The 26360-nt window shown below is 70.6% G+C and carries 24 protein-coding genes and 1 riboswitch; of the genes, 10 read left to right on the forward strand and 14 right to left on the reverse strand.

Features of this window, described 5'->3' with window-relative positions:
* Window position 1 precedes the first annotated feature (1 nt).
* Both KZC57_RS08385 and KZC57_RS08390 read left to right on the forward strand, forming a co-directional pair.
* On the forward strand, window positions 2-949 hold the full coding sequence (locus KZC57_RS08385) for a carbohydrate ABC transporter permease (protein WP_025105358.1): 948 nt from the start codon (window positions 2-4) through the stop codon (window positions 947-949).
* Window positions 946-1866, forward strand: a complete 921-nt coding sequence (locus KZC57_RS08390; RefSeq protein WP_199787660.1) for a carbohydrate ABC transporter permease — start codon at window positions 946-948, stop codon at window positions 1864-1866. The genes KZC57_RS08385 and KZC57_RS08390 overlap by 4 nt, the downstream gene beginning before the upstream one ends.
* 66 nt (window positions 1867-1932) lie before the next feature.
* On the opposite strand, the gene KZC57_RS08395 is transcribed toward KZC57_RS08390, so the two are convergent.
* The 3 genes from KZC57_RS08395 to KZC57_RS08405 are packed head-to-tail and all read right to left on the reverse strand — an operon-like array spanning window position 1933 to window position 4999.
* Entirely contained in the window at window positions 1933-2946 is a 1014-nt protein-coding gene (locus KZC57_RS08395) for an aldo/keto reductase family protein (RefSeq protein WP_144881943.1), read from the reverse strand.
* Between the two features lie 52 nt (window positions 2947-2998).
* A complete protein-coding gene (locus KZC57_RS08400) occupies window positions 2999-3496 on the reverse strand; it encodes a hypothetical protein (protein WP_247641473.1) in 498 nt (165 codons plus the stop codon).
* 9 nt (window positions 3497-3505) lie between these two features.
* Window positions 3506-4999, reverse strand: a complete 1494-nt coding sequence (locus KZC57_RS08405; protein ID WP_247641474.1) for a PLP-dependent aminotransferase family protein — start codon at window positions 4997-4999, stop codon at window positions 3506-3508.
* Between the two features lie 19 nt (window positions 5000-5018).
* On the opposite strand from KZC57_RS08405, the gene KZC57_RS08410 reads away from it, so the two are divergent.
* Window positions 5019-5348: a hypothetical protein gene (locus KZC57_RS08410; protein WP_247641475.1), complete on the forward strand. Its 330-nt coding sequence runs from the start codon at window positions 5019-5021 to the stop codon at window positions 5346-5348.
* Here KZC57_RS08410 and KZC57_RS08415 read toward each other — a convergent pair.
* Both KZC57_RS08415 and rlmN read right to left on the reverse strand, forming a co-directional pair.
* Window positions 5336-6826: a DUF4407 domain-containing protein gene (locus tag KZC57_RS08415; protein ID WP_144881935.1), complete on the reverse strand. Its 1491-nt coding sequence runs from the start codon at window positions 6824-6826 to the stop codon at window positions 5336-5338. The genes KZC57_RS08410 and KZC57_RS08415 overlap by 13 nt on opposite strands.
* A gap of 122 nt (window positions 6827-6948) precedes the next feature.
* On the reverse strand, window positions 6949-8238 hold the full coding sequence (rlmN, locus tag KZC57_RS08420) for a 23S rRNA (adenine(2503)-C(2))-methyltransferase RlmN (protein WP_247641476.1): 1290 nt from the start codon (window positions 8236-8238) through the stop codon (window positions 6949-6951).
* 131 nt (window positions 8239-8369) lie between these two features.
* Here rlmN and KZC57_RS08425 point away from each other — a divergent pair, with 131 nt between their 5' ends.
* From KZC57_RS08425 to KZC57_RS08435, 3 genes are read left to right on the forward strand one after another with little or no spacing between them, the layout of a single operon-like run.
* Window positions 8370-9008: a bifunctional 4-hydroxy-2-oxoglutarate aldolase/2-dehydro-3-deoxy-phosphogluconate aldolase gene (locus tag KZC57_RS08425; protein ID WP_060923635.1), complete on the forward strand. Its 639-nt coding sequence runs from the start codon at window positions 8370-8372 to the stop codon at window positions 9006-9008.
* 37 nt (window positions 9009-9045) lie between these two features.
* On the forward strand, window positions 9046-9744 hold the full coding sequence (locus KZC57_RS08430; RefSeq protein ID WP_247641477.1) for an ankyrin repeat domain-containing protein: 699 nt from the start codon (window positions 9046-9048) through the stop codon (window positions 9742-9744).
* Window positions 9741-10490 (forward strand): sulfite exporter TauE/SafE family protein, encoded by a 750-nt coding sequence (locus KZC57_RS08435; RefSeq protein WP_247641478.1) that lies wholly within the window; start codon window positions 9741-9743, stop codon window positions 10488-10490. The genes KZC57_RS08430 and KZC57_RS08435 overlap by 4 nt, the downstream gene beginning before the upstream one ends.
* Before the next feature lie 118 nt (window positions 10491-10608).
* Here the strand turns inward: KZC57_RS08435 and KZC57_RS08440 are convergent, their stop codons facing one another.
* Window positions 10609-11442 (reverse strand): NAD(P)-dependent oxidoreductase, encoded by an 834-nt coding sequence (locus tag KZC57_RS08440; RefSeq protein ID WP_247641479.1) that lies wholly within the window; start codon window positions 11440-11442, stop codon window positions 10609-10611.
* A 79-nt stretch (window positions 11443-11521) separates the two neighbouring features.
* Window positions 11522-12280, reverse strand: coding sequence for an SDR family NAD(P)-dependent oxidoreductase (locus tag KZC57_RS08445; RefSeq protein WP_144881931.1), 759 nt, complete (start codon window positions 12278-12280; stop codon window positions 11522-11524).
* A gap of 133 nt (window positions 12281-12413) precedes the next feature.
* Here KZC57_RS08445 and KZC57_RS08450 point away from each other — a divergent pair, with 133 nt between their 5' ends.
* Window positions 12414-13139, forward strand: a complete 726-nt coding sequence (locus KZC57_RS08450) for an aminoglycoside 3'-phosphotransferase (RefSeq protein WP_247641480.1) — start codon at window positions 12414-12416, stop codon at window positions 13137-13139.
* Between the two features lie 13 nt (window positions 13140-13152).
* On the opposite strand, the gene KZC57_RS08455 is transcribed toward KZC57_RS08450, so the two are convergent.
* The 5 genes from KZC57_RS08455 to KZC57_RS08475 all read right to left on the reverse strand — a co-directional run bounded on the left by KZC57_RS08455 (window position 13153) and on the right by KZC57_RS08475 (window position 18990).
* Window positions 13153-14625 (reverse strand): amino acid permease, encoded by a 1473-nt coding sequence (locus tag KZC57_RS08455; RefSeq protein ID WP_247641481.1) that lies wholly within the window; start codon window positions 14623-14625, stop codon window positions 13153-13155.
* 9 nt (window positions 14626-14634) lie between these two features.
* Window positions 14635-16005 carry a glutamate decarboxylase gene (locus KZC57_RS08460; RefSeq protein WP_247641482.1) on the reverse strand — a complete coding sequence of 457 codons (1371 nt, stop codon included), beginning with the start codon at window positions 16003-16005 and terminating at the stop codon, window positions 14635-14637.
* 101 nt (window positions 16006-16106) lie between these two features.
* Window positions 16107-16898 (reverse strand): energy-coupling factor transporter transmembrane protein EcfT, encoded by a 792-nt coding sequence (locus KZC57_RS08465; protein WP_060923373.1) that lies wholly within the window; start codon window positions 16896-16898, stop codon window positions 16107-16109.
* The gene (locus KZC57_RS08470) at window positions 16895-18349 is read right to left on the reverse strand and encodes an ABC transporter ATP-binding protein (protein ID WP_247641483.1); all 1455 of its coding nucleotides are present in this window, start codon (window positions 18347-18349) and stop codon (window positions 16895-16897) included. Before KZC57_RS08470 ends, KZC57_RS08465 begins: the two co-directional genes overlap by 4 nt.
* The gene (locus KZC57_RS08475; protein ID WP_247641484.1) at window positions 18349-18990 is read right to left on the reverse strand and encodes an ECF transporter S component; all 642 of its coding nucleotides are present in this window, start codon (window positions 18988-18990) and stop codon (window positions 18349-18351) included. The genes KZC57_RS08470 and KZC57_RS08475 overlap by 1 nt, the downstream gene beginning before the upstream one ends.
* Window positions 18983-19092: riboswitch (TPP riboswitch) on the reverse strand. (Overlaps the previous gene by 8 nt.)
* Before the next feature lie 70 nt (window positions 19093-19162).
* Here KZC57_RS08475 and KZC57_RS08480 point away from each other — a divergent pair.
* On the forward strand, window positions 19163-20650 hold the full coding sequence (locus KZC57_RS08480) for a D-alanyl-D-alanine carboxypeptidase (protein ID WP_247641485.1): 1488 nt from the start codon (window positions 19163-19165) through the stop codon (window positions 20648-20650).
* 58 nt (window positions 20651-20708) lie between these two features.
* Here the strand turns inward: KZC57_RS08480 and KZC57_RS08485 are convergent, their stop codons facing one another.
* Both KZC57_RS08485 and KZC57_RS08490 read right to left on the reverse strand, forming a co-directional pair.
* Window positions 20709-23018: an ABC transporter ATP-binding protein gene (locus tag KZC57_RS08485; protein ID WP_060923392.1), complete on the reverse strand. Its 2310-nt coding sequence runs from the start codon at window positions 23016-23018 to the stop codon at window positions 20709-20711.
* Window positions 23015-24742 (reverse strand): ABC transporter ATP-binding protein, encoded by a 1728-nt coding sequence (locus tag KZC57_RS08490; RefSeq protein ID WP_247641486.1) that lies wholly within the window; start codon window positions 24740-24742, stop codon window positions 23015-23017. The genes KZC57_RS08485 and KZC57_RS08490 overlap by 4 nt, the downstream gene beginning before the upstream one ends.
* Before the next feature lie 203 nt (window positions 24743-24945).
* Between KZC57_RS08490 and KZC57_RS08495 the strand changes: the two genes are divergently transcribed.
* A complete protein-coding gene (locus KZC57_RS08495; RefSeq protein WP_247641487.1) occupies window positions 24946-25968 on the forward strand; it encodes a hypothetical protein in 1023 nt (340 codons plus the stop codon).
* Window positions 25965-26360, forward strand: coding sequence for a GntR family transcriptional regulator (locus KZC57_RS08500; RefSeq protein WP_105950536.1), 396 nt, complete (start codon window positions 25965-25967; stop codon window positions 26358-26360). The genes KZC57_RS08495 and KZC57_RS08500 overlap by 4 nt, the downstream gene beginning before the upstream one ends.

The following is a 26360-nucleotide window of genomic DNA, read 5'->3' on the forward strand; positions in this document are numbered from 1 at the left end:
CGTGGCCCGCACCATCCGTGAAGGGGGCTCCGTCGGCACCGCCGGCGGGGCCTCCCCGGCATCGCGTCGTCGCCCCTTCCGGGGCCGCACCGCACTCACGCTGCTGGCGTTCCTCGCGCCGGCGATCGTCTTCGTCTGCTGGTTCACCTACTGGCCGATGCTGCAGGGCGCCCGCATGGCCTTCCACGACTGGAACCTGTGGGATCTCACGTCGACGCCGTTCGTGGGCTTCGACAACTTCCTCGCCGTCTTCCGCGACCCGGCGTTCCCGACCGTGGCCTGGAACTCCGTGCTCTGGGTGGTCGGCTCGCTCGTGCCGCAGCTCGTGATCGGGTTCCTCATCGCGCTCGCCCTGCGCAAGCGGTTCCGCTTCCGCGGTCTCTACCAGGCGCTGGTCTTCTTCCCGTGGGCAGTGTCCGGCTTCCTCATCGGCATGCTGTTCCGCTGGATGTTCAACGCCGAGTTCGGCGTCGTCAACGACCTGCTCATGAAGGCCGGCCTGATCGACGCGCCGCTGCCGTGGCTGGCCGACCCGAAACTCGCGATGTTCGCCGTGATCGTCGCGAACATCTGGTACGGCGTGACCTTCTTCGCGATCATGATCCTCGCGGCTCTCCAGTCGGTGCCGGACGAGATGCTGGAGGCGGCGAGCCTCGACGGCGCCGGCAAGGTGCGGCAGCTGTTCTCGATCATCATCCCGTATATCTCGATGACGCTGCTGCTGACGATCCTGCTGCGCGTGATCTGGATCTTCAACTTCCCCGACATCATCTACGCGATGACGAACGGCGGCCCCGCCAACCAGACCCACATCATCACGACGTGGATGATCAACTACACGCAGCAGGGCAACTACGGCATCGCGAGCGCCATCGGGCTCATCGTCGTGGCGTTCCTCATGGTGTTCTGCGCGTTCTACCTGATGGCGATGCGGAGAGTGCAGCGATGACCATCACCTCATCCATCCGGACCGGCTCCTCGGTCACGGAGACCCGTCGCATCACGGTGCCCGACCCGAAAGCCGCTCCGCGCCCCAAGCCCCGCGTCACGGTGGGCGGCGTGGTGCGTATCGTCGGCCTGGGGCTGTGGCTGCTCATCACGCTGTTCCCGCTGTACTGGATCACGCTCACCGCGTTCAAGTCGCCGGGGACCATCAACCGCTTCCCGATCGAGTACTGGCCGAGCGAGCCCTCGCTGGACAACTTCACGAGCCTGTTCGAGAAGAGCTCCTTCGGGACGTTCCTGGCGAACTCGGCCATCGTGGCGGTGTCGGCCGGCGCGGTGGCGACGCTCATCGCCCTGCTCAGCGCCTACGTGCTGGCGCGGTTCGAGTTCCGCGGCAAAGGCACGGTGCTCATCGCGTTCCTGCTGACGCAGATGATCCCGGCGTTCATCGCCCTCGGACCGCTGTACTCGATGATGACCGACCTCGGACTCGTCGACACCAAGCCGGGGCTCATCCTCGTCTACATCGCGATCTGCATCCCGTTCTCCACGGTGATGCTGCGGGGCTTCTTCGAGAACGTCCCCGATGCGCTGGAGGAGGCGGCGATGATCGACGGCTGCTCGCGGCTGGGCGCGCTGTTCCGGGTGCTCGTGCCGGTGATGACCCCCGGCATCATCGCCGCGTTCATCTTCAACTTCGTGAACTGCTGGAACGAGCTGTTCCTGTCGGTCGTGCTGATGAACACCGATGCGAACCGCACCGTGCCCTCGGCGCTCAACGGCTTCATCTCGACGTTCAACATCGACTGGGGCTCCATGAGCGCTGCGGCCGTGCTGACGATCCTCCCGACGATGGTGATGTTCGCGCTCGCCAGCCGCTGGATCGTCCAGGGCCTCACGGCCGGGGCCGTCAAGGAGTAACCCGCCCGAGTAGCGCAAATGGTCCCATTCCGCGACGGAATGGGACCATTTGCGCTCTTCGAAGGCCTAGACGAGCCGGGACTTCGGCGACACCGAGTACGTGTGCTCGGCGTCGCGGTTGACCGTGTCGCCGAGGGCCTCGTCGATCGCGGTCATCGTGTCGGCGTCGAGCTTCACGCCGGAGGCCTTGACCGTGTCGGCGAGCTGCTCCGGACGGGAGGCGCCGACGAGGGCAGCCGCGACGTTCGGGTTCTGCAGCACCCACGCGATCGCGAGCTGCGGCATCGACAGCCCCGCCTGTTCCGCGATCGGCTTGAGGCGCTGCACCGCGGTGAGGATGTCGTCCTGCAGGAAGCTCTTGATGAAGCCCGCTCCCGAGTTCTGATCCGTCGCCCGAGACCCCTCCGGCACCGGCTGCCCCGGCAGGTACTTGCCGCTCAACACGCCCTGCGCCATCGGCGACCAGACGATCTGCGAGATGCCGAGCTCCTCCGACGTCGGGACGACCTTGCCCTCGATGACCCGCCACAGCATCGAGTACTGCGGCTGGTTGGAGATGAGCTGGATGCCGAGCTGCTTGGCCAGGGCGTGCCCTTCGCGGAGCTGCTCCGCGGTCCACTCCGAGACCCCGATGTAGAGCGCCTTGCCCTGCCGGACGACGTCGGCGAAGGCCTGGAACGTCTCCTCCAGCGGGGTCTCGTAGTCGAAGCGGTGCGCCTGGTACAGATCGACGTAGTCGGTGCCGAGGCGCTGCAGCGAGCCGTTGATCGACTCCATGATGTGCTTCCGGCTCAGACCGGTGTCGTTCGGACCCTTCGGGCCGGTCGGGAAGTAGACCTTGGTGAAGATCTCGAGGCCCTCCCGACGCTGGCCCTCCAGAGCCTTGCCGAGCACGACCTCGGCGGCCGTGTTGGCGTAGGTGTCCGCGGTGTCGAACGTGGTGATGCCGGCGTCCAGGGCGGCGTGCACGGTCTTGACCGCGGCGTCGTCCTCGACCTGCGAGGCGTGCGTGACCCAGTTGCCGTACGTGATCTCCGAGACCTTGAGACCGCTGTTGCCGAGATAGCGATAGTTGACCATGGACCAACGCTAGTCCCGCCGGCGGGCCGGCGGGCCGGATCGACCGTGATCGTCAGGCGGTGGCAGGCGCCGGTCCGCGGCGGCGGGACGTGAGCGCGGCCCCGACCAGCACCCCGACCGCGGCGAGCGCACTGACGGCGTACAGGGGCAGGGCCCACGGGGAGGCATCGGCGCCGCTGATGCCGAAGGTGTCGGCGAGCCCCATGCCCGGGCCGAACGACGCGACGAAGTAGGCCGGCGCCCCGCCCATGAGCAGCGCGAGGAACGTCATGCCGGCCACCACCGCGGGCGCCCGGGTGAGGAGGCAGACGACGGCCGTCCCGATGGCCAGGCACACCCCCGCACCGAGGATGCCGAGGACGGTCGGCGCCATGAGGCTCTCCCCGGCGTTCGACATCGCGGCCCGGACCTCGTCCAGCGAGAGGCTGCCCGGAGCCGCGGCGATCGGGTTGAGCACGAGGATCTGCACCGCGGCGAGGGCGGCGTACGCGGTGACGGCGAGCACGCCCGCGACGCAGATCCAGAGGGTGGGGCGCGGCACCGGTGTCATGCGGTCACCCTAGGCAGGGCTGCTGAGAGTCTCCCGGTACTCACGCCAGGCGTCGCCCAAGCGGCGCACCCCCTCGGTGAGCACGTCGTCCGGTGCGGTGAACGGCAGGCGCACGTGGTCGTCCGGCGCGGCGGCCGAGACCGCGAAGGCCCCGGTGCCCGCGATCGAGACCCCGTGCGCCGCGGCGACGCGCGCGAGAGCCGATGCGGAGCCCCGAGGCAGCGCCGCCCACAGCGAGAGTCCACCCCGCGGGGCGTCGGAGGTCCAATCGGGGAGGTGCGCGGCCATCAGCTCCTGCAGCAGGAGGAGCCGCTGCTGGTGCACGCGGCTGTTGGCGCGGCGGAGCTCCGTCGCGTGCGCGATGAGGTCGAGCGCGAGGAGCTGGCCGGGCACGCTCGTGGATTGGTCGGCGAGCTGCCGTGCGCCGCGGAGCCGCCGGACCAGCACGGGATCGGCCCGCAGCCACCCGATCCGCAGCCCGGCCCAGGCCCACTTCGACACGGACTCGACGACGAGCACCGGGGCATCCGGCCGTTCCGAGGCGAGCGTGGGCGGCACGACCCCGTCGAACGAGATGCCGGCGACGACGCGGTCCTCGATCACGGGCACCCCGTACTGCGCGGCGAGTTCGGCCACGCGGTGCCGGGCCGCCGCGGGCAGTCGCGTCCCCGTGGGATTCTGGTGGTGCGGGTTGAGCGCGACGAGCACAGGACGCAGCCGGGCCATCGCCTGCTCCAGCGCGTCGACGTCGAGGCCGTCCGCGCCCATCGGCACGCCGTGCACGGTGCCGCCGCGCAGCCCCACGGAGTCGGTCACGCCCGGCCAGGTGATCTCCTCCGCGAGCACGACGTCACCCGGTTCCACGAGCGCGTTCACGACGAGGCTGATGGCCTGCTGCGCGCCGTGGGTCACGAGGATCTGCTCGGGCGTGGTCGGCGTCCCCTCGGCGCGGTACATGTCGGCGATGAGTTCGCGGAGCGCGGGGAGCCCCGCGGGGTCGGTCTCCGGGAGCAGGGCGAGGTCGAGCCGCGGCTGGTGGTCGCGGATGAGCTGCACACCGAGGTCCGGGATCTGCGGCACCGTGCGGAGCAGATCGATCGCGTTGGGGAGAGCGGAGAACAGGGCCTCGCCGCGGCCGGGACGGCGGTCCGCCGCGGGCGCCGTCCTCGCCCCCGACACCCTGGTCCCGCTCCCCTGCCGGCGCTCGACGAGGCCCTGCTCGGCGAGGGACGCATAGGCCGACACGACGGTGCCCCGCGAGACCGCGACCGCCGCGGAGAGGGCGCGTTCGGCAGGCAGGCGGTCGGCGGGGCGCAGCTCACCGCTGCCGATCAGGGCGGCGATCGCCGCGGCGAGTCGGGTGGAGAGGGTGCCGTCGCCGTGGGACCAGCGTCCGAGGCGTGCGGCGAGGGCGGTCGCGGAGACTTCCCCGGCCTGGACGAGGGGCCCGGAGGCCGATCCGTGGCCCACCGGCGTCGCATTGGCCCTGTCGAGGGTGTCCATGAGATCCGATTCTGGACCAATGACAGCTTCCACGACCAGCTTCGGTCTCGATCTCGGTCCAATTCAGCGGGATTGGACCATCCGCGAACTCCTCGCGTGGCTCGAGGACGATACCCGCACGCACGACCCGGCCCTCCGCGAACCGCTGGCGCGCATCGAGGCCGCCGTGACCGGCACCCCGTGGTCGACCGCGCCGTCCACGGTCGCCCCGTCCACGGTCGCCCTGATCCGTTCTCTCGCGCTCGCGTCCCGGTCCGGAGGCCTCTCCCGCGTTCGAATCGCTCACTTTGCTCCGAATCCGGCCGGAATGGAGCACAGTGCGCGACTCGAAACGAGTCAGGTGGCCTGAGCCCCCGCGCCGGAGGCGGGAGTGGTGACGATGTCGGCGCGGTCGCGGAAGCCCTCCGCCGTCACCTTGTCCAGCGCGACCTGCTTGCGGATGGCCAGGGCCTTCTCGTAGAGGCTGGGGTCGCCGTAGCTCGTGAGCACCTTCACCAGCACCGGCAGCAGCTCGATCATGAAGAACAGCGCCGCGATGAGGATGTGCGCCCAGAGGATTGCGGGCTCCTTCTCGCTCAGGCGGTTGAGGCCGCTGATCTGGCTCAGCAGCCCCACCGCCCCGGCGTTGCCCTGCGCCACGGAGTCCGCGCGGGCGTTGTAGGCCGCGAGCGCCTGCTCGTACGTGTCGCGCGCGGCGGGGAGTTCATCCTTCGCCTGCTGACGGTTCTGCGACTCCGAGGCCGTGGTGTTCTCCTTGGCGGCGCTTCCGGCAGCGGCGAGCTCCTCGTTCGCGGTGCGAAGCTGGGCCGCGAGCGCGTCGTAGGTCTGCTGGGCCTCGGCGAGCTGGGCCTGGGCGGCCTGAGAGCTCGCGCCCTCGCCGTTCACGCCGGTGCAGCCGGGGACGGTGCCCGCACCCTCGCCCGTGAGCTCGCACTGGTACAGCGTCCGCGCCTGGTCGATCACGGCCTGCTGCTCGGTGAGCTTGGCCGTCAGGTCATCGACCGTGGACTGGGCGGCGGACTCGGTCGCCGACGACGACTCGGTCCCGGCGACGATGCCCGTCGCCGCCTGGTTCTCCAGCGCCGCGACCCGCTCGGACGCCGCGTCCAGCGCCTTCTTCTCCGGGCCGGTCTCGAGCGCCTCCTGGTCGGCCTGCGCCTGGACGATGTTGGTCGCGGCGACCTCGCGGGAGATGTCGTTGTGGAAGATCTGCAGCACGAGCGGCTCCGCGACGACGAAACCGATGATCGCCGCCATGATGACGCGGGGGATCGCGAGGCCGATGAGCTTCCAGACGTTGCGGGTCGACGTCATGGTCGACGTCAGGAACCGGTCGAGGTTGAAGATGATCAGCGCCCACACGATCGCGAGCGGGATCGCCAACCAGACCGCCGCGCGCACGCCCGTCGTGAGGGCGAAGAGCATGGAGATCGCGCTGACCAGGGCGGTCCCGGCGAGCACGAAGAACATCTGCACGAAGCGCGGGGTCTCGCCGGGGACCCGGTCGAGGATCTCGCCCTCCGCCCCGCCGAGGATCGCGAGAGCACGGAGGCGCTCGGCGGCGGTGCGACGGCGACGCGGCTTCCGGACGCGCGGCGGACGCGCCTTCCGGTCGGGGACGGGCTCCGCGTCGGCCGGGGCATCCGGCGCCGTCACCGGCTCGGGCGTCGGGTCGTCGGACGCGACGTCGGACTGCGCGGACGTGTCGCCGGTCGGCTCGTACTCGCGCAGGAAGTCGAGGTCATCCGTCTCGGCGTTCGGGTCGCCGTCGAGGATGATCCGACCCTGCGAGTCGAAGCGACCCGGGCGGTGGGCGGAATAGGGCATCCCGACAATCTACGAAACTCCGCCTGTGCATACCGTGGAAGATCCCTTGGACGGGCCTTCGAGTCGCGCGAATGGCGGCATCCGGGCCGGATTTGGAGCCAGGTGAGCGATTCGAACCGGGGTCAGGCCATCGCCGCGGCGGCAGCTTCGTCCTCGGTCGTCGCGACGAGCTGTCCGCAGGCGCCGTCGATCTCCTTGCCGCGGGTATCGCGGAGGGTCGTCGGGATGCCGGCGTCGTTCAGCCGTCGCACGAACTCGTCGGTGACGTCCTTCTCTGACGAGGTCCAGATCGAGCCCGGCGTCGGGTTCAGCGGGATCGGGTTCACGTGCACCCACCCGCGACCGCGCTGGTTGAGCTTGTCCGCCAGGAGATCGGCCCGCCAGGCGTGGTCGTTCATGTCCTTGATGAGGGCGTACTCGATGGACACGCGGCGCCCGGTCTTGGCGTAGTAGTCGTAGGCCGCGTCGAGCGCCTCGTCGACCTTCCACCGCGAGTTCACGGGGATGAGCTCGTCCCGCAGGTGGTCGTCAGGGGCGTGCAGCGACAGGGCGAACGTGACGGGGATGTTCTCGTCGGCGAGCTTCCTGATCGCGGGCACGAGCCCCACCGTCGACACCGTGATGCCGCGGGCGCTCATGCCGAGACCGTCGGGCTGCGGGGCGACCATGGTGCGCACCGCGTCCATGACGCGCTTGTAGTTGGCGAGCGGCTCCCCCATGCCCATGAAGACGATGTTCGAGACGCGCTCCATGCTGTGGTCGTCGCGCTTCTTGCCGCCCAGCTCGCCGTTCGCGATGGCCCGGTTGGCCCTGACGATCTGCTCGATGATCTCGGCGGTGGACATGTTGCGGGTCAGCCCCGCCTGGCCCGTGGCACAGAACGGGCAGTTCATGCCGCAGCCGGCCTGGCTCGACACGCACAGCGTGATGCGGCCGGGGTAGCGCATGAGGACGGACTCGACGAGCGCGCCGTCGTGCAGACGCCAGAGGAACTTGATGGTGTCGCCGCGGTCGGTCTCCAATCGCCGCACCTCGGTCATGAGGGGCGGGAGCATGCCGGCGACCAGCTCCTCACGGATGCCGGCGGGGAGGTCCGTCATCTCCGCGGGGTCGGACGTGTAGTGGCGGAAGTAATGCGTGGCGAGCTGCTTGGCGCGGAACCCGGGGAGTCCGAGCTCCTTCACCTTCTCGATGCGCTCGGCCGGGGTGAGGTCGGCGAGGTGGACCGGCGGCTTGCCGCGCTTCGGGCTCGCGAACTGCAGCAGCGGGCGCCCCTCGGCGTCCTTCTTCTGGGTCCAGCCCTCGGTCGCGGGGCGCACCTGCGGGGCACGGGTCTCGCGGATCGCCCCCGAACGGGACGACGCGGGCGCTGTCGCGGGGCGCGTCTCGGGTGTGCGGGGGTTCTCGGCCATCCCTCCAGGGTACCGGGATGCGGGTGGGAGGCGCCTGGGCACGATCCTTGTCGCCCGGCCGCTCCGCGGCTACTTGTAATGACAAGTTGCGGTACGGGAGAATGGGCGCATCCCCTCGATCAAGGAGCAGCATGTCCGACCGTCTCGCCCGCGCCCGCACCACCGGCATCCTCGCCGTCCTCCGCGCCCCGTCGCCGGAGCTGGCCCTGGAGGCCTCGGAGGCGATCATCCGCGGCGGCGTCTCGGGTATCGAGGTGACCTTCTCGACCCCCGACGCGCCGGCCGTGATCCGCGAGCTCATCGCCCGCCATGGGGACGCCGCGTACATCGGCGCCGGCACCGTCACGACGGCGGAGCAGGCGACCCAGGCCGCCGACGCGGGTGCCGCCTTCCTCGTCAGCCCGGGAACCCTCCCCGACCTCACGCGCGCCATGCTCGACACCGGCCGCGTGGTGATGACCGGTGCGATGACGCCGACCGAGGTCATGGGGGCCCTCGAACTGGGCGTCGACGTCGTGAAGATCTTCCCCGCCTCCCTCGGCGGCCCGTCCTACCTCGGGGCCCTGCGCGGACCGTTCCCCGACGCCCCGCTGATGCCCACGGGCGGCGTGAAGCCCGACAACCTCGCCGACTGGTTCGCGGCCGGCGCGGTCGCCGTGGGGGCCGGTGGCGACCTTGCGAACGGCGCCGCGATCGCGAACGCGGACTGGGCGGACATCGAGCAGCGGGCCTCGCGGTTCGCGGCCGCCCTCGCTGCCACGCGAGGCTGAACCGCCCACCTCCGGGATCATTTGGTATACCGGATGCATGCGGATGAGACGGGTGGCGGCGGCTGTCGCGCTCGCGGGCGCGCTGCTGCTCGCCTCGGCCTGCACAGCCGCGCCGTCGCATCCCGCACCACCGACCCCGGAGGCTCCCATGACCGACGCCACGTCCGATCTGCTCGCCGCGGCCGCCGCGGGCGACGCTGACGCCCTCCGCCGCGCGCTCGACGCGGGCGCCGACATCGAGGCCCGCGGCGACGGCGGCATGACTCCCCTGGTCGCGGCCACCAAGGCGAACCGCGTCGACGCGGCACGGCTCCTGATCGAGGCCGGCGCCGACGTGAACGCGAAGGACGACATCCAGGACTCCGCGTATCTCTACGCCGGCGCCCGCGGGCATGACGAGATCCTGCGGATGACCCTGGCGCACGGGGCCGACCTCCGCAGCACGAACCGCTTCGGCGGCACGGCGCTGATCCCGGCGTCCGAGCGCGGTCTGCTGCCGACGGTCGAGATCCTGCTGGACGCAGGAGTCGATCCGGATCACATCAACAACCTCGGCTGGACCGCCCTGCACGAGGCGATCGTGCTCGGCGACGGCTCCGCCCGCTACGTCGAGGTGGTGCGCGCGCTCCTCGACGGCGGCGCCGATGCGACCATCCGCGACGGCGACGGCGTGCTGCCGCTGGACCTCGCGACCGACCGCGGGTATGACGCCATCGCCGCCGAGCTCCGGCGGTGACAGCGCTCGATCCCTGGGCCTGGGCCGCGCTCGGCGTGGCCGCGGTCGTCATCGGGATCTCGAAGACCGCTCTTCCAGGCGGCAGCATCCTCGCGATCGCCCTGTTCGCCGCGGTCCTCCCCGCACGCACCTCCACGGCCGCGACCCTCCTGCTGCTGATGGTGGGCGACGTGTTCGCGCTGCTGGCCTACCGACGGCACGCGCATTGGCCGACGTTGCTCCGCCTCGCACCGGCGGTGGTGGCGGGACTCCTCCTCGGCTTCGCCTTCCTCGCCCTGACCGGAGACGGGGTCGTGCGCCGCGCCATCGGCGTGATCCTGCTGCTCATGATCGCCGTGACGCTGTGGCGGCGATGGCGGCAGGCGCGGGCGGAGCAGGAGGCTGCGGCGCGGGGCGGCGCGCTGCTGGCCGGCGTCTACGGCACGCTCGGCGGCTTCACGACCATGGTGTCGAACGCGGGCGGTCCGGTCATGTCGATGTACTTCCTCGCTACGCGGACGCCCGTCCAGGTCTTTCTCGGCACCTCCGCCTGGTTCTTCGCGATCATCAACGTGATCAAGGTGCCGTTCCTGGCCGGGATCGGACTGTTCACCGGCCCCGTGCTGCTCACCGATGCGATCCTCGCGCCGCTCGTGGTGCTCGGCGCGCTGCTCGGTCTGCGGGTCGCGCGGCGCCTGGACCAGCGGCTCTTCGACCGCATCGTGATCGTGCTGACGATCCTCGGTGCCGTGTACCTGCTGCTCTAGCCCTTCGACGGGCTCACCCTTCGACGGCCTCAGGGACCCACCCTTCGACGGGCTCAGGGACCCACCCTTCGACGGGCTCAGGGACCCAGATCTGGGTCGCTGAGCCTGTCGAAGCGCGTCAGTCCAGGAAGATGTCCGGGAACAGCGCGCTGTCCGGGGTCCCGGGGACGGCGGCGTAGCCCGCGAAGTCGGTGACGCCGTTCGCCTCGAGCACGTCCTCCACGATCAGCGACTGTCCCGTGTACGTGCGCGCCGGCTGGGTGAGCACGGCGTAGGCGGCGTCGGCGTAGATGTCGGCCGTCCGGCTCGCGGCCATCACCTTGTCGCCGCCGAGGAGGTTCTGCACCGCGGCCGTCGCGATCGTCGTGCGCGGCCACAGCGTGTTGGCGGCAATGCCGTCGGCCGCGAACTCCGCCGCGAGTCCGAGCGTGACCATCGTCATCCCGTACTTCGCCAGCGTGTACCCGGTGTGCGCGCCCAGCCATTTCGGGGTGGGGTTCAGGGGCGGCGAGAGCGAGAGGATGTGCGGGTTCTCGGCGTCCTTGAGGATGGGCACCGCGGCCCGGGAGAGCATGAAGGTGCCGCGGACGTTCACGTCCTGCATCAGGTCGTACTTCTTCGCGGAGAGGTCGAGCGACCGGGAGAGGTCGATGACGCTGGCGTTGTTGAGGACGATGTCGATCCCGCCGAACTCACCCTGGGTCTTCATGACGGCTTCGGTGATGTGGTCGTCGTCCCGCACGTCGCCCACGATCGGCAGGGCCTGGCCGCCGGCGGCGCGGATCTGCTCGGCCGCGCTGTGCACGGTGCCCTCGAGCTTCGGGTGCGGGGAGTCGGTCTTGGCGAGCATCGCGATGTTCGCGCCGTCCGCGGCCGCGCACAGGGCGATCGCGAGGCCGATCCCGCGACTGCCGCCCGACATGAGGATGGTCTTTCCGGCGAGTGTGCTCATGGTTCTCGTTTCGAATCGCTTGATTGGCTGGATTTCCGGGTCGAATCGGGTCATTCAGGCGATTCGAAGCCGGGAGGGGTCACCGCGGGGCCATGCGGATGGCGCCGTCGAGGCGGATGGTCTCGCCGTTGAGGTAGCCGTTCTCGACGATCTGCTGCACGAGGGCGGCGTACTCGTCCGGGCGTCCGAGGCGAGCGGGGAACGGCACCTGCTGTCCCAGCGAGTCCTGCGCCTCCTGCGGAAGGCCCATGAGCATCGGCGTCTCCATGATGCCGGGGGCGATCGTGCACACGCGGATGGCGTGACGGGCGAGCTCGCGAGCGATCGGCAGGGTCATGGCGTGCACGCCGCCCTTGGACGCCGAGTACGCCGGCTGCCCGATCTGCCCGTCGAACGCGGCGACGCTCGCGGTGTTGACGATGACCCCGCGCTCCTCGTCGTGCAGCTCGTTCGCGGCGATCACAGCCGCGGCCTGGGAGATCACGTTGAACGTGCCGACGAGGTTGATGCGCACGATGCGCTCGAAGTCGGCGAGCACGGCGGGCGTGCCGTCCCGGTCGAGCACCTTGGCGGGCGGGGCGATGCCGGCGCAGTTCACGACCACCCGCAGCGGCGCGGCGGCCTGTGCCGCGGCGACGGCGGCCTTGACCTCGTCGACGCTCGTCACGTCCGCGGGCACGAAGAGACCGCCGAGCTCGGACGCGATCTCCTCCCCCTTCGACGAGGCGAGGTCGATGATGGTGACGTGGGCTCCCGCGGCGGTGAGCCGACGGGCGGTGGCCAGCCCGAGTCCGGAGGCGCCGCCGGTGACGAGGGCACCCTGTCCGCTGATCTGCATCTGATGTTCTCCTTCGAACGTCGTCGTGCGACATGCCTGGAACGCAGTCCCAGCCTATGCGGTTCTTGGTGTCACCGCAGGCCCAGTGCGTCGACCCGAGCCTACGACACCGAGGTTCCGGCAGGATGGAGTGGTGAGCATCCCCGCCGCCTCCGTCGAGGTCCCCGCCCGGGTCCGCGAACTCGCCGCCGGGGCCGCGCTGACCCCCGCGTGGCGCAACGCGCTCGGCGGCCTGACCTTCCGCACCGACGACGGCCGCTACATCAAATGGGGCCCCCTCGATCCTGAGGCGAACATGCGCGACGAGGCCGAGCGGATGCGCTGGGCCCGCACCTGGACCACCGTGCCCGAGGTGCTCTCCCAGGGCGAGGACGAGGCACACGAGTGGCTCGTCACGGCGGCCCTGCCCGGCAGCAGTGCCGTGGATCCGCGGTGGGCCGCCTCTCCCGAGGCCGCCGTCCGCGCGGTCGGGCTCGGCCTGCGCCTGCTGCACGACGCCCTCCCCGTCGCGGAGTGTCCGTGGACGTGGAGCACGGCAGAGCGCATCGCGAACGCCGCCGCCCGCGGCACGACGGTGCCGACCGACCTGCACACGCCGCCGTCGGTCGACCGGCTGGTGGTCTGCCACGGCGACGCATGCCTGCCGAACACCCTGCTCGACGACGACGGCCGACCCCTCGCCCATGTCGACCTCGCCGCGCTCGGGGTCGCCGACCGATGGGCCGACATCGCCGTCGCCGCCATGAGCACGCTGTGGAACTTCGGACCCGGGTGGGAGGACACCCTCATCGCGGCCTACGGCGTCGAGCCCGACCACGTCCGGCTGGAGTACTACCGACGCCTCTGGAACGAGACGTGATCCGGCCCCCGGCTCAGGCTTCCGGGTGCGCGTCGCTCAGGAGGCTCCCGTCGGCGGGCCGCCGATCCCACGAGGGCTTCCGCAGCGCGTAGAAGAGCAGCGGCGGGGCACCCAGCACGACGATCACCGCTCCGACGATCCACGGGTACGCGGCCGCCGGGAAGGCGGTGAAGCCGTCGGGCGGGATGAAGGCGAGCAGGAACGCCGCGAGGCAGGCGAAGAACCCGACCCCGGCGACGAACGGGAGGGCCTTCACGCGGTAGGCACGGGGGACGTCCGGCGCCTTCCGCCGCAGCACCATCGCCGAGGCGAACATGAGCATGTACATGATGAGGTACAGCGCGGCGGCCATGTCGATGAGCGCCACGAAGGCGGCGCTGACGTTGGGCACGATGATGAAGATCGCCGCGAGGATCGTGACGATGGTTCCCTGGAGCATGAGGATGCCGGACTGCACACCGGCCTTGTTGCGCTTCTGCAGCAGCGGCGGGAGCAGTCCCGTCTCCGCCGCCGCCAGCACACCCTTGGAGGGACCGGCGACCCACGTCACGACCGAGGCGAGGGCACCGGCGGCGATCAGGGCCGAGACGACGGCCGTCGCCCACCCCATGTCCCAGTGGTCGAAGTACTCCCCGAACGCGAGCATGATGCCGTTCGTCAGCCCGAGCTCCTTCTTCGGCACAGCGACCGCGATCGCGATGGTGGGCAGGATGAAGACGAGCAGGATCAGGCCGGCGGCGAGGAACACCGAACGCGGGTAGCCCTTGCCCGGATCCTTCATCTGGTTCACGTGCACCGCGTTGACCTCCATGCCGGCGTAGGCCAGCACGTTCGAGACGATCAGCACGATGGACGCGAGACCGGTGAACGGCGGGATCACCGCCGAGGCATCCAGCGGCACCTGGCTCTTCTCCCCGCTGAAGACCCACACCGCCCCGAAAACGATGAGCAGCACCGCCGGGAACAGCGTGCCGATGATGCCGCCCCAGGAGCCCAGCTTGGCGAAGAGGTCGCCGCCGCGGAGGGTGACCAGGGTGGCGCCCCAGTAGCAGACGATGATGATGACCGCCGTGAAGAAGCCGGAGCTGGACAGCGAGGGGTCGAGGAACACGAAGGCGAGAGCGCCGGCGACGAACGCGAGCTGCGTGGGGAACCAGACGACGTTCTGGATCCACTGCAGCCACACTGCGGTGAACCCCCAGCGGTTGCCGAGGGCCTCCCGCACCCAGACGTACACCCCGCCCTTCCACCCCGTCGCCAGCTCCGCGGCGACGAGGGCGGTGGGGACGAGGAAGAGCACCGCGGGGATGAGGTACAGCGTGATGCTACCGAGGCCGTAGATCGCCATCGCGGGCAGGGACCGCAGGCTCGCCACGACGACGAGGGTGAGCAGGGCGAGCTGGCCGATGCCGAGGACGGCGACGGCGGGACGGGAGGCGCGCGGCGTGGAGGCGGCGCCGGCGGCACCGGACTGCGGGGCGGACATGTCAGCCCCCTAGTGGTGGAACGCCGAGTCGGGGTGGTCGGACGGCATGGGTGCCGTGAGCGCGTCGAGGTGGGCCACCTCAGCGGTGATGGCGTCGAGCAGCTCGGCGGCCAGGTCCATGCTGAGCCCGTTGCGCACGACGATCCGCTGCACCGTGAGGTCCTCCAGATCGGCGGGCATCGGGTACGCGGGGACGAGCCAGCCGCGCATCCGGAGTCGATCCTGCAGGTGGTACAGCGTCCACTTGTCGGTGTGCCCGTCCTTCAGGCGCCAGGCGAAGACGGGGATGTCGCTGCCGTCGTTCCACAGTTCGAACGCGTCCAGTTTCGCGATCCCCGCGGACAGGAACTTCGCCACGTCCTGCGAGGCCTGCTGGATGGCCCGGTAGCCCTCGAACCCGAGGCGGAGGAACAGGTAGTACTGCAGCAGCACCTGCGCCCCAGGGCGGGAGAAGTTCAGGGCGAAGGTCGGCATCTCCCCGCCGAGGTAGCTCACCTTGAACACCAGATCCTCCGGCAGCCACTGCGTGTCGCGCCAGACCACCCAGCCGAGACCGGGGTAGACGAGACCGTATTTATGCCCCGAGGTGCTGATCGAGTGCACGCGCTCCAGCCGGAAGTCCCAGACCAGGTCGGGCTGGAGGAACGGGGCGATCATCGCTCCCGAGGCGCCGTCCACGTGGATCGGGATGTCGAGGCCGGTCTTCTCCTGGATCGCATCCAGCGCCGCGGCGATCTCCGCCACCGGCTCGTACATGCCGGTGTAGGTGACACCCATGATGGCGACGACGCCGATGGTGTTCTCGTCCACGTACTTCTCGAGATCATGGCCGTCGAGTGTCTTGTGCTCCTCACTGATGGGCACGTAGCGCGGTTCGACGTCGAAGTAGTTGCAGAACTTCTCCCAGCACACCTGCACGGCGCTCGACATCACGAGGTTCGGCGCGGAGGCGTCTTTGCCGGCGGCACGGCGCGCCTGCTGCCAGCGCCGCTTGAACGCGAGACCGCCGAGCATGCACGCCTCGGAGGAGCCGATGGTCGAGGTGCCGATGCTCTTCGTCGCGTCCGGAGCCTTCCAGAGGTTCGCGAGCATGTGCCAGCAGTTGTCCTCGATGGCGGCGGTCTGCGGATACTCGTCCTTGTCGATCATGTTCTTGTCGAACGAGGCCACGTAGACCTGCTTCGCCTCGTCGTCCATCCAGGTGCTGACGAAGGTGGCGAGGTTGAGGCGTGCGTTGCCGTCGAGGATGGTCTCGTCCTCGACGATCTGCTTCGCCGTCGCGGGAAGCGACTCGGAATCCGGGATGACGTGTCGCGGTGCGACGGTGGCCTCGCCCGGCCGCGTGAAGAGCGGCTGGTCGTCGGCGGAGGAGATGCTCATGGGACGTCCCTTTCGGTCGGTGTCGATTGGCACTGTCTCCAGCGGACGCTAGACCGGCCACCGACCGACCTCCAGGGACCCTCGTCCGAAACGGGTGAGGGTCAGGACGGCCCGAGGATGAAGTTCCAGGCCCCGGTCGCGACCGCGGCGGCGATCGCCGTCGCGGAGATCGCCGCCCCGACGGCGAGCAGAAGCCACTCCGGCGCGCCGAAGCGCGACTCCCGCGCCCACGTCCGTCGTCCCGCCGCCCCGAAGCCGCGTGCCTCCATCGCGGTCGCGAGCTTGGCACCGCGGCGGATCGACAGCACGAGCAGGGCGAAGGCCATGCCGAGGAAGCGCCGGATGCGCCCGCGGTCGGCCACGCCGCGCGCGCGACGGGCGAGCTCGAGGGCACGCCAGTCGTCGAGGAACAGTCCGGCCATGCGCAGTCCGGCGAGCGCGCCCAGCACGAAACGGGCCGGAAGCCGAAGGATCTGCCCGAGGCCATCGGCGAGGTCCGTGGGATCGACCGTGATGAAGAGCACCACCGAGGGCAGGGCGATCGCGAGCACCCGGAGCATCGTGGCGACGGCGAGCGCGAGCGAGCCCTCGCTGATGCGGAGCACGAACCAGTCGACGTAGACGGTGCCGCTCGTCTCGCCGTAGAGGGCGATGGTGAGACCGGTCAGCGGCGCCGCGAGCCAGACCGGCCACGTGCGCACCCAGAACTCCCGCCAGCCGATGCCCGCGAAGAGGAACAGCACCGCTTCGAGCACCAGCGCGACAGCCGCCGACACGGGGTCGAGGGTGAGGACCAGCGGCACGGCGATGAGCGCGCTGACCCCCAGCTTCGCGACCGGATTGATCCGGGCGACGACGCCGGTGCGGGCGGACGCGGGGGCGAGAGCCGTCATGCCGGTGCCCCTAGCGCGAACCGCGTGGCGTGCAGGGCGCGCACCACGTCGAGATCGTGGGTGATGGCGACGATCGCGGAGCCCTCGTCCCGCAGGGCGGCGAGCATCGCGACGAGCTCAGCCCAGGTGCGGGCGTCCTGGCCGAACGTCGGCTCGTCGAGGATCAGCACCCGGGGGCGCGTGGCGATCGCGGCCGCGACCGTGAGCCGGCGCTTCTCTCCACCCGAGAGCGTGTACGGATTCGCGGCCCCCAGATGCGCCAGCCGCAGCCGGGCCAGCAGCTCGTCGATGCGGGCCTCGATCTCGCCTTCGGGGAGGCCCAGGGCGCGGGGGCCGACCGCGAGCTCCTCGCGCACCGTCTTGCCGAGGAGCTGATGTTCCGGCTCCTGGAAAACCATCCCGATCCGCGTGAGGAGTTCGCGGGAGGCCCAGCGGATCGGGGACGGGTCCGCCCCCTGCGCGAGCACCGGGGCCGCGGACACGGCACCGCTGACGGGAGGGAGGAGTCCGGCGAGGGTCAGACCCAGCGTGGACTTGCCCGCACCGTTGGGCCCGCTGATCGCGACGGCTTCCCCCGCACGCACCTCCAGGTCGATGCCCTGTGCCACGGGGCGCCCCTTCACCCGTGCGACCGCGAGCCCGCGGGCCGACAGCAGCACCTCCCCGGGAGCCGTCCGCGGTGCCGGCGGCTCGGCGGGCGGTCGGCCGGGCACCCAGACGCCGTCCGCGGCCAGACGCTCGCCCTGCGCGCCGAGCACATCCGCGGGAGTGCCGTCCGCCACCACCCCGCCGGCACCCAGCACGATCACCCGCGTGAGGAGCGGCAACCACACCTCGAGCCGATGCTCCACGACCACGAGGGTGGCGGGACGCGTGGCGAGCATCCGCTCGACGGCATCCCTAACCTCGCGCACGCCCTCCGGATCGAGGTTCGCCGTCGGCTCGTCGAGCAGCACCAGCCCGGGGCCCATCGCCAGCATGCCGGCCAGGGCGAGCCGCTGCTTCTGACCGCCGGAGAGCGCCGCGGTCGGGTGATCGAGCGGCACTTCCAGTCCGACGCCGGCCATCGCGGCCTCGACGCGGGGCCAGATCTCGGCACGCGGCACACCGAGGTTCTCGCACCCGAAAGCGACGTCATCGCCGGCACGGGCGAGGATCACCTGCGAGTCGGGATCCTGGAGCACGAGCCCGGCCCGCCCGCGGGTCGCCGCGGCGGGGTCGCCGCCGACGAGCAGCGCGCCTTCGCTCTCCCCCTCCTCCTCACCGCCGAGCACACCGGCGAGGCCGTGCAGCAGCGTCGACTTCCCCGCGCCGGAGGCGCCGAGCACGAGCACGCGCTCGCCGGGCTCGATGCGGAACGAGACGTCGCGCAGCGCCCAGGCGTGGCGGCTCGCGTGTCGCCAACCCCAGCCGCGGGCTTCGACGCCGGCGGGAGCGAACTGCGCGGACATCAGACGCGGACGCGCGCCTCGCGCCCGGAGCCGAAGCGGTCCAGAGCCCCGGTCGCCGCGATGCCGCGGGCGAGCACCCACGACAGCGCACCGGCGACGACCGCCCCGGAGATCACGGTGCTGAGGAGGTAGATCGTCGTGAAGGCGGGACCGGACCCGGCATACCAGAGGACGAGGTTGTTGATGCCGCCCGCGAGCGCGGCACCGGCCCCGGCGAGGATCGCGACGGGCAGCGACCAGCGGCGGTAGAAGAACAGCAAGAAGACCAGCTCGGCGCCGAGGCCCTGCACGAGACCCGCCTCGAGCGTGAGGAAGCCGCCCCACTGGTTGCCGATGAGCGCCGAGACGACGGCGGCCAGCAGCTCGACGTAGATCGCGGCACCCGCCTTGCGGATGATGAGCCCGCCGAGCACACCCGCGAAGAGCCACGGGCCGTCGAGGAGCCCTTGGAGGCCGGGAAGCAGCGGCTCGAGCAGGGCCTTCGGCCCCAGGTATCCGACGTTCCAGGCCAGGAAGATCAGACCGGCGGCGACACCGAGGACGCTGGCGACGACGATGTCGATGACGCGCCAGCGCAGGTAGCCGCGCGCCGGAGCGGCCGTGGTGTTCCTCGACGGGGATGCGGACGTGGACGTACTCATGTGAACTCCTCCCTGCGCTGGCATGACCCAGATCAGGTTCGACGGTCGAAGCGCGATTCGCTCCCTCTCAGCCCGGCTCGCCGGACTCCCGTGGTTGTGCTGTCGATCCTACCGTCCGCGCGTCCCGCGCCGCGCACGGCGGATTCGGGGCCGGATTCGGTACCGTAAGCGAGTGACCGCTTCCGATCCCCCTGAAGAGGCGTCCGGCGGCGTGGGCGTCGACGCGCGGCCCGAAGACTCCGCACCCGCCTCTGCCGCGCCCGCGGACGATCAGCCGGGTCCGGTTCCGGAAGCTGCGGCGTGGGCCGATGCCTCGGCACCGCCGACCGCGCTGACCTGGGTGGACCCGTCGATCGTCGCTGCGGCGTCATCGACGCCCGAGTTCGATGCCTCGGCCGGCACGGAGGAGGAGACGGGATTGCTGCGCGACGCCCGGCTGCGCCCGGCGATCGCCGGACCCGGCCTGCTCGTCCCCCTCGGCGTCCTCGCCGGCCTCATCGCCTTTTACGCCGGCACCACGCTGCTCTGGCCGCTGCACGAGGTCGCCCCGACCGTCCAGGCGGTCGAGTTCACCCCGGTCGCCGCCCCCACCGCCGCGCTCGCCTGGCCGGCGGTCGGCGACGGGGCGGTCGGCATCGCCGGGATGACCACCGCGGCGTCGACCACCGCGCCGGTGAGCATCGCGAGCATCACGAAGGTCGTCAGCAGTCTCATGGTGCTGGACCGGCTGCCGCTGGCCCCCGGCGAACAGGGCCCGGAGTTCTCCTTCACCTACGCCGACAGCGTCCGTTACTGGGACTATCGGATCGCCAATCAGTCGGCGCTCGATGTGCCGGTGGGCGGAGTGCTGACCGAGTACCAGCTTCTGCAGGGCACCCTGCTCGGCTCGGCCAACAACTACATCGACCGGCTGGCGTCGGAGATCTGGGGGTCCGACCGCGAATTCGCCGCCGCGGCCGAGGTCTGGCTCGGCGAGCGCGGACTCTCCGGCATCACCGTGGTCACGCCGTCCGGATTCGACGAGCGCAACGTCGCCACCCCGGAGGCCCTCGTGGCCCTGGGCGAGATGGCGATGCGGAATCCGGTGTTCGCCGAGATCGTGGGTACCCGGTCCGTCGACCTGCCGGGGGCCGGGACGGTCGAGAACACGAACGGCATGCTCGCCGATCCGGGAGTCGTCGGCATCAAGACGGGCACCCTCGTCGGCTGGAACCTGTTGACCGCCAAGGACGTCGTCATCGGCGACGCGACGGTCCGGCTCTACGCCGCGGCATTGAACCAGGAGGACGACGAGGCGCGCCTCGCCCTCACCCGCGCCCTGTTCGCTCAGACGGAAGCGGCGTTGCAGGCCCAGGGCCCGGCCGTCCCGGCAGGCACGGTGGTCGGGCGCGTCCTCACCGTCTGGGGCGAGCGCGTCGATGTGGTCGCCGGTGAGGACGCCGATGTCGTGCTGTGGAACGGAGCGAGCGCGACGGCGACGCCGGTGTTCGATCTCGGGGAGGAACGCGAAGCGGACGGGACGGTCGGCACCCTGACCACGACCGGTCCCGTCGACAGCACGGACACCGCCCTCGTCCTCGACGAGGACCTGGACGGTCCGAGCCCATGGTGGCGACTGACCCACCCCCTCGAACTCCTCGGCATCGCCGGAGACGACTGAGGTTTCACGCACGACGCCCCACTCCGGATCCGGAGTGGGGCGTCGTGCGTGAGGCGGGTCAGGACGGAGACGTGGAGCCGTCAGCGCCGTCGTCGAGAAGTGCCCGAGCCGCTGCGGTCTCGGCCGCCGGGAGCTGGGCGCCGACCGCCGCTCCGGCCACCGCGTCCGCCGCCTGCTCCTGCGCGCTCGCCTCCTCGTCCGCGTCGCCGGTCACGACGACCGGCGAGGATCCGGTGAGAGCCGCTTCGGCGTCGAGGTCGGTCGCCGCCTGCTCGAACTGCGACTGGTACAGGCGCCAATACGCGCCCTGCGCGGCGATCAGCTCGTCGTGCGTGCCCTTCTCCACGATGTCACCGTGCTCCATCACGAGGATGAGGTCCGCGTCGCGGATGGTCGACAGGCGGTGGGCGATGACGAACGAGGTGCGCCCCTGCCGGAGCGCGGCCATCGCGTGCTGCAGCAGCAGCTCGGTGCGGGTGTCGACCGCCGATGTGGCCTCGTCCAGGATGAGGATCGACGGATGCGCCACGAAGGCCCGTGCGATCGTGATGAGCTGGCGCTCACCGGCCGAGACGTTCGACGCGTCCTCGTCGAGCACGGTGTCGTACCCGTCCGGCAGTGCGTGCACGAAGCGATCCACGTAGGTCGCCTTCGCCGCGGCGAGCACCTCCTCGTCCGTCGCGGTCGAGCGTCCGTAGCGGATGTTCTCGCGGATGCTCCCGGCGAAGAGCCAGGGGTCCTGGAGCACCATGCCGGTGCGGGACCGCAGCTCGTCGCGCGTGATGGTCGAGATGTCCTGACCGTCGAGCGTGATCCGCCCGCCGCTGAGCTCGTAGAACCGCATGATGAGGTTCACCAGCGTCGTCTTGCCTGCGCCGGTGGGCCCGACGATGGCGACGGTCTGTCCCGGTTCCACCCGGAAGGACAGATCGGTGATGAGCGGCCGCTCCGGCGAGTACGAGAACGAGACGTTCTCGAACTCGATCACGCCCTCCCCCTCGCGAAGCGCGGGGGCCTCAGGATCGTCGGCCTCCTGCTCGTCGGCATCGAGCAGGCCGAACACCCGCTCCGCCGACGCGGTGCCGGACTGCACGACCGCGGCCATGCCGCCCAGCTCCGACAGCGGCTGGGTGAACTGCTGCGAGTACTGGATGAAGGCCTGCACGTCGCCGAGTCGCAGCTGCCCGCTCGCGACCATGAGGCCGCCGAGCACCGCGATGCCGACATAGGTCAGGCTGCCGACGAAGGTCATCGCCGGCATGATGATGCCGGAGAGGAACTGCGCCTTGAAGCTCGCCTGGAACAGCTCCTCGTTCTCGGCCTTGAACTTGTCCAGAGCGTCCTGCTCACGGCCGAACACCTTGACCAGCGCGTGCCCGGAGAAGGCCTCCTCGACCCGGGCGTTGAGCCGGCCGACCTTGCGCCACTGCGTGCCGAAGGCCTTCTGCGAGCGCGGTCCGATGACGCCGAAGATCACGCCCATGAGCGGGAGTGCCACGAGCGCCACGAGGGCGAGCTGCCACGAGATCGAGAACATCATCACGAGCACGCCGATCACCGTCAGCACGGCGGTGAGGGCACCGGACAGCGACTGCTGCATGGTCTGGGTGATGTTGTCGATGTCGTTCGTCACGCGGGAGATCAGCTCGCCGCGCTGCACCTTGTCGAAGTACGCCAGCGGGAGCCGGTTGATCTTCGCCTCGACGGACTCGCGTAGGCGCCACATGGTCCGGACCATGATGACGTTGATGACGTACCCCTGCAGCCAGCTGAGGAATGCGGCCACGACGTAGATCGCGAGGACGGCGGCGATCACCCAGCGCAGCGCGTCGAAGTCGATGCCGTCGCCGACTCGGAAGTCGCCGAGCGCTCCGACCTGATTGGCGAAGTCGGTCTGTCCGGCGTCGCGCAGGGCGTCGACCACCACGTCCTGCGGCGTCCCCGCCGGGAATCCCGGGAAGTCGCCGCTGGGCTGACCGAGCTGGATGGAGATGAAGCCGCGGTAGACGATGTTCGTCGCCTCGGCGAGCACCTTCGGGGCGGCGACGGTCAGCACGACCCCGATCGCTCCGAGGATCGACACGAAGACGAACCAGACCGCGGAGGGCTTGAGCAGCCCGATCATCCGGGCGAAGCTCGGGCCGAAGTGGTCGGCCTTGCCCGGTGCGACGCTGTCCCAGTCGCCGGAGTTCTGCCGTGCCTGCTCGGCGAGCTCGGCCTCGTACTGCTCCTCGGCGGTGAGCTCCCGCTCGGCCGTGGGAGCCGGTGTCTTGCCCCGTCCGCGGCGCCGCTGGCCCTGGGTCCCTGAACTTGTCGAAGGGCCCGCTCCCTGGGTCCCTGGGCTTGTGGAAGGATCCTGCTCGCTCATGCGTCCACCCCCAGCTGCGACTCGACGATCTCCCGGTAGGTCTCGCTGGTCTCCAGCAGCTCCTCATGGGTGCCGACTCCGACCATCGTGCCGCCCTCCAGCACCACGATGCGGTCGGCATCGGTGATGGTGGAGATGCGCTGCGCGACCACGATCTTCGTCACCTGCGGAAGCTCCCGCCACAGCGCCTGCCGCAGCCGGGCGTCCGTGGTGAGGTCGAGCGCGGAGAACGAGTCGTCGAACACGAGCACCTGCGGGCGATGGACGAGGGCCCGCGCGATCGCGAGGCGCTGTCGCTGGCCGCCGGACACGTTCGTGCCGCCCTGGGCGATGCGTGAGTCGAGGCCGTCCGGCATCTCCTCCACGAAGTCCCGCCCCTGAGCGATCTCGAGCGCGTGCCAGAGCTCCTCGTCGGTGGCGTCCTCGCGGCCATAGCGCAGGTTGGACGCGACGGTGCCCGTGAAGAGGAAGGGACGCTGCGGCACGAGGCCGATGCTGTCCCACAGCGCCTCGACGTCGGCGTCGCGGACGTCCGTGCCCCCTACGTACACCGCACCGCCCGAGACGTCGAACAGGCGAGGGATGAGCGAGACGAGCGTGGTCTTCCCCGAGCCGGTGGAGCCGACCACCGCGACGGTCTCGCCCGGTTCGGCGGCGAAGCTGATGCCGCTGAGGACCGGGGCGTCGGCGCCCGGGTAGGTGAACTCCACGTCGTCGAACGCGACCGCTCCCGGCGTCGGGAAGGCGGTGACGCCGTCCGCCGGACGCGTCATCGTCGACTCGGTGTTCAGCACTTCACCGATGCGCTCGGCCGAGACGGCGGCGCGCGGGATCATCATCGCCATGAAGCTGGCCATGATGACGCCGCCCATGATCTGACCGATGTACTGCATGAAGGCGAACAGCGTGCCCACCTGCACGGTTCCGTTGTTGACCTCGATGCCGCCGAACCAGATGACGGCGACCACGGTCACGTTGAGGATGAGCATGAACAGCGGGAAGAGCAGCACGAACAGCGAGCCGACCTTGCGGCCGACGATCATGATGTCGGTGTTCGCGCCGCGGAAGCGCTCCTCCTCGATGCGCTCGCGGACGAAGGCCCGGACCACGCGCACTCCGGTGAGCTGCTCCCGCATGATGCGGTTCACGTTGTCGAGCTTGCCCTGGTAGCTGCGGAACAGCGGCACCATCCGGCCGATGACGAGTGCCGCGAGCAGGAGCAGCACCGGGACGGAGACGGCGATCAGCCAGCTCAGCCCGGCGTTGGTCTGCACGGCGAAGATGATGCCGCCGATCGCGAGCAGCGGCGCCGTGACGAGCATGGTCGCGCCCATCATCGCGAGCATCTGCACCTGCTGCACGTCGTTCGTGTTGCGGGTGATGAGGGAACCGGCGCCGAACTGCGAGACCTCGCGCTCGGAGAAGCCGCTGACCTTGCCGAACACGTCGGCGCGGATGTCACGGCCCGCCCCCATCGCGGCGCGGGCGGCGAAGTAGGTCGCGATGACCGAGGCGACGATCTGGCCGAGCGACACCGCCAGCATGAACAGACCGGTGCGCCAGATGTACGCGGTGTCGCCCTGCGCGACGCCGTTGTCGATGATGTCGGCATTGAGGCGGGGCAGGTAGAGAGTGGCGGCCGCGCTGGCGAACTGGAAGACCAGCACGGCGACGAGGAGCCACTTGTAGCGAGACAGATATCGGAGGAGGAGTTTTCCCAGCACAGGCGTACTTTCTCGGAAGGAGGAGGCGGCGGGTCTCCCGGCAGACGGATGCCGACCGACGACCGACCATAGGACAGGGTGCCACGAAGCGGCGACATTCGGATCCCCCTCCGGGAGGACCTTCGCTCAGAGCGAACCACCATATGTATCGATTGAATGACACAACTTGTGATAGACATATGGCACAAAGAACGGAGTCCGCCATGCCGAACCCCACCCCGCCGGACATCGTCGGCGCCGCCCTCTCGTCACCGGCCGTCTCCTTCGTCGTCGGCCTCGTCATCGCCGCGCTGCTGTGCCTCACGCCCTGGTGGCGAGCGCGTGCGGCGACGGCGACCCGGCTGACGCGCGATGAAGCGGTCGCCGTCGGCGCACGCTATTCGCCCGAGCGACGGCTCCTCGCCGGCGGCGCCCTGGTGGTCCTCGGGACGGGGGTGACGGTGGAGGTGCTCGCCCGGTACGTGCTGCCGCTGAACGGCGAGGTGTCCTGGTGGCGCTACGCCGCCCCCGTGTTCGCCACCGCCGCCGTCATCGCCGCGCTGGCGCTCGCGATCAGCGTGCGGGGTGCGCGCCACGCGACGCAGCCGGTGGCCACCGGGACCCGGCGGACCTGGCTCTCGTTCAGCCCCCGCGGCGGCACCGTGGCGGCGGGTATCGCGCTGCTCGGGCTCATCCTCACGACGATCGCGGCCGGCTGCGCCTCCTCGAACATCGACGGCGGGCCCTTCGTGTTCCTGGAGATCCCCGCGCCGAACACCGACGTCGACCCGGTGCGGCTGTGGTTCTACGGATGGGCGTACGGCGTCGCCGTGCTGCTGTGCTGCGCGCTGGTCGCCGCGTCCGTCGTCTGGGCGCTGTCGACGAACGCCACGCGTCCGTTCCTCCGCCCCGAGACCGTTCCCGCCGAACACCGCGAACGTCGCCGGATCGCCGCCGGGGTCGCCCAGGTCGCGACCGGAGGCATCCTGCTCACGATGGCCGCCGCCTGGCGGTTCATCGGGAGCGCGGGGCGGATCGGCCCCCTGACGATCGAGGGCGAGGGCACGTTCGAGATCGTCTGGCGGTATGCCGACATCGCCCGCGCGGTCGGTGCGGCGGCCCCGGTGCTGGAGGTCGTGGCCGTAGCACTCCTGGTGCTCGCGGCACCGGCCCTGCTGCCGGACGGCGCCCGCAGGTCGAGGGGTTCCGCGACGGCGGCGACGCGGCAGCCCGAGGGCGCGCGATGACGCCGCGCTCTCCGCTGTCCGCCGCCGACGATACGCTTCCGGCCCGGGACATCTATCGGCAGTTCCGCGGGCTCATCGTCTCCGGCCAACTCGGCGCCGGCGAACGGCTGCCCTCGGTCCGGCAGACGGCCGGCGACCTCGGCGTCGCTCCGGGGACGGCTGCGCGCGCCTACAAGATGCTCGAAGCCGACGGCCTGGTCGTCTCACGCACCGCGGCGGGCACGCGCGTCGCAGACTCCGCCGCCGTGCTGCCGGCGGCGGTGATCCGGAGGATCCGCGAGCTGGTCGACACCGCGCAGGAGGCCGGCCTCGAACCCGGCGATGTCACCGACGTGATCCGGGCGACCTGGGATTCCCGCCGCCGCGCCGCCGTCGTCCCCGAAGAGAGCTGA

Source organism: Microbacterium sp. KSW4-4 (genome assembly GCF_023091185.1).
In the GTDB taxonomy this organism is placed as follows: domain Bacteria; phylum Actinomycetota; class Actinomycetes; order Actinomycetales; family Microbacteriaceae; genus Microbacterium; species Microbacterium paraoxydans.

Excerpts from the sequence above, each read along its gene's own strand:
- KZC57_RS08390 (WP_199787660.1), top strand. The coding sequence starts at position 946 with ATGACCATCACCTCATCCATCCGGACCGGCTCCTCGGTCACGGAGACC.
- KZC57_RS08395 (WP_144881943.1), bottom strand. The coding sequence starts at position 2,946 with ATGGTCAACTATCGCTATCTCGGCAACAGCGGTCTCAAGGTCTCGGAG.
- KZC57_RS08400 (WP_247641473.1), bottom strand. The coding sequence starts at position 3,496 with ATGACACCGGTGCCGCGCCCCACCCTCTGGATCTGCGTCGCGGGCGTG.
- KZC57_RS08405 (WP_247641474.1), bottom strand. The coding sequence starts at position 4,999 with ATGGACACCCTCGACAGGGCCAATGCGACGCCGGTGGGCCACGGATCG.
- KZC57_RS08410 (WP_247641475.1), top strand. The coding sequence starts at position 5,019 with ATGACAGCTTCCACGACCAGCTTCGGTCTCGATCTCGGTCCAATTCAG.
- KZC57_RS08415 (WP_144881935.1), bottom strand. The coding sequence starts at position 6,826 with ATGCCCTATTCCGCCCACCGCCCGGGTCGCTTCGACTCGCAGGGTCGG.
- rlmN (WP_247641476.1), bottom strand. The coding sequence starts at position 8,238 with ATGGCCGAGAACCCCCGCACACCCGAGACGCGCCCCGCGACAGCGCCC.
- KZC57_RS08425 (WP_060923635.1), top strand. The coding sequence starts at position 8,370 with ATGTCCGACCGTCTCGCCCGCGCCCGCACCACCGGCATCCTCGCCGTC.
- KZC57_RS08430 (WP_247641477.1), top strand. The coding sequence starts at position 9,046 with ATGCGGATGAGACGGGTGGCGGCGGCTGTCGCGCTCGCGGGCGCGCTG.
- KZC57_RS08440 (WP_247641479.1), bottom strand. The coding sequence starts at position 11,442 with ATGAGCACACTCGCCGGAAAGACCATCCTCATGTCGGGCGGCAGTCGC.
- KZC57_RS08445 (WP_144881931.1), bottom strand. The coding sequence starts at position 12,280 with ATGCAGATCAGCGGACAGGGTGCCCTCGTCACCGGCGGCGCCTCCGGA.
- KZC57_RS08455 (WP_247641481.1), bottom strand. The coding sequence starts at position 14,625 with ATGTCCGCCCCGCAGTCCGGTGCCGCCGGCGCCGCCTCCACGCCGCGC.
- KZC57_RS08460 (WP_247641482.1), bottom strand. The coding sequence starts at position 16,005 with ATGAGCATCTCCTCCGCCGACGACCAGCCGCTCTTCACGCGGCCGGGC.
- KZC57_RS08465 (WP_060923373.1), bottom strand. The coding sequence starts at position 16,898 with ATGACGGCTCTCGCCCCCGCGTCCGCCCGCACCGGCGTCGTCGCCCGG.
- KZC57_RS08470 (WP_247641483.1), bottom strand. The coding sequence starts at position 18,349 with ATGTCCGCGCAGTTCGCTCCCGCCGGCGTCGAAGCCCGCGGCTGGGGT.
- KZC57_RS08475 (WP_247641484.1), bottom strand. The coding sequence starts at position 18,990 with ATGAGTACGTCCACGTCCGCATCCCCGTCGAGGAACACCACGGCCGCT.
- KZC57_RS08485 (WP_060923392.1), bottom strand. The coding sequence starts at position 23,018 with ATGAGCGAGCAGGATCCTTCCACAAGCCCAGGGACCCAGGGAGCGGGC.
- KZC57_RS08495 (WP_247641487.1), top strand. The coding sequence starts at position 24,946 with ATGCCGAACCCCACCCCGCCGGACATCGTCGGCGCCGCCCTCTCGTCA.
- KZC57_RS08500 (WP_105950536.1), top strand. The coding sequence starts at position 25,965 with ATGACGCCGCGCTCTCCGCTGTCCGCCGCCGACGATACGCTTCCGGCC.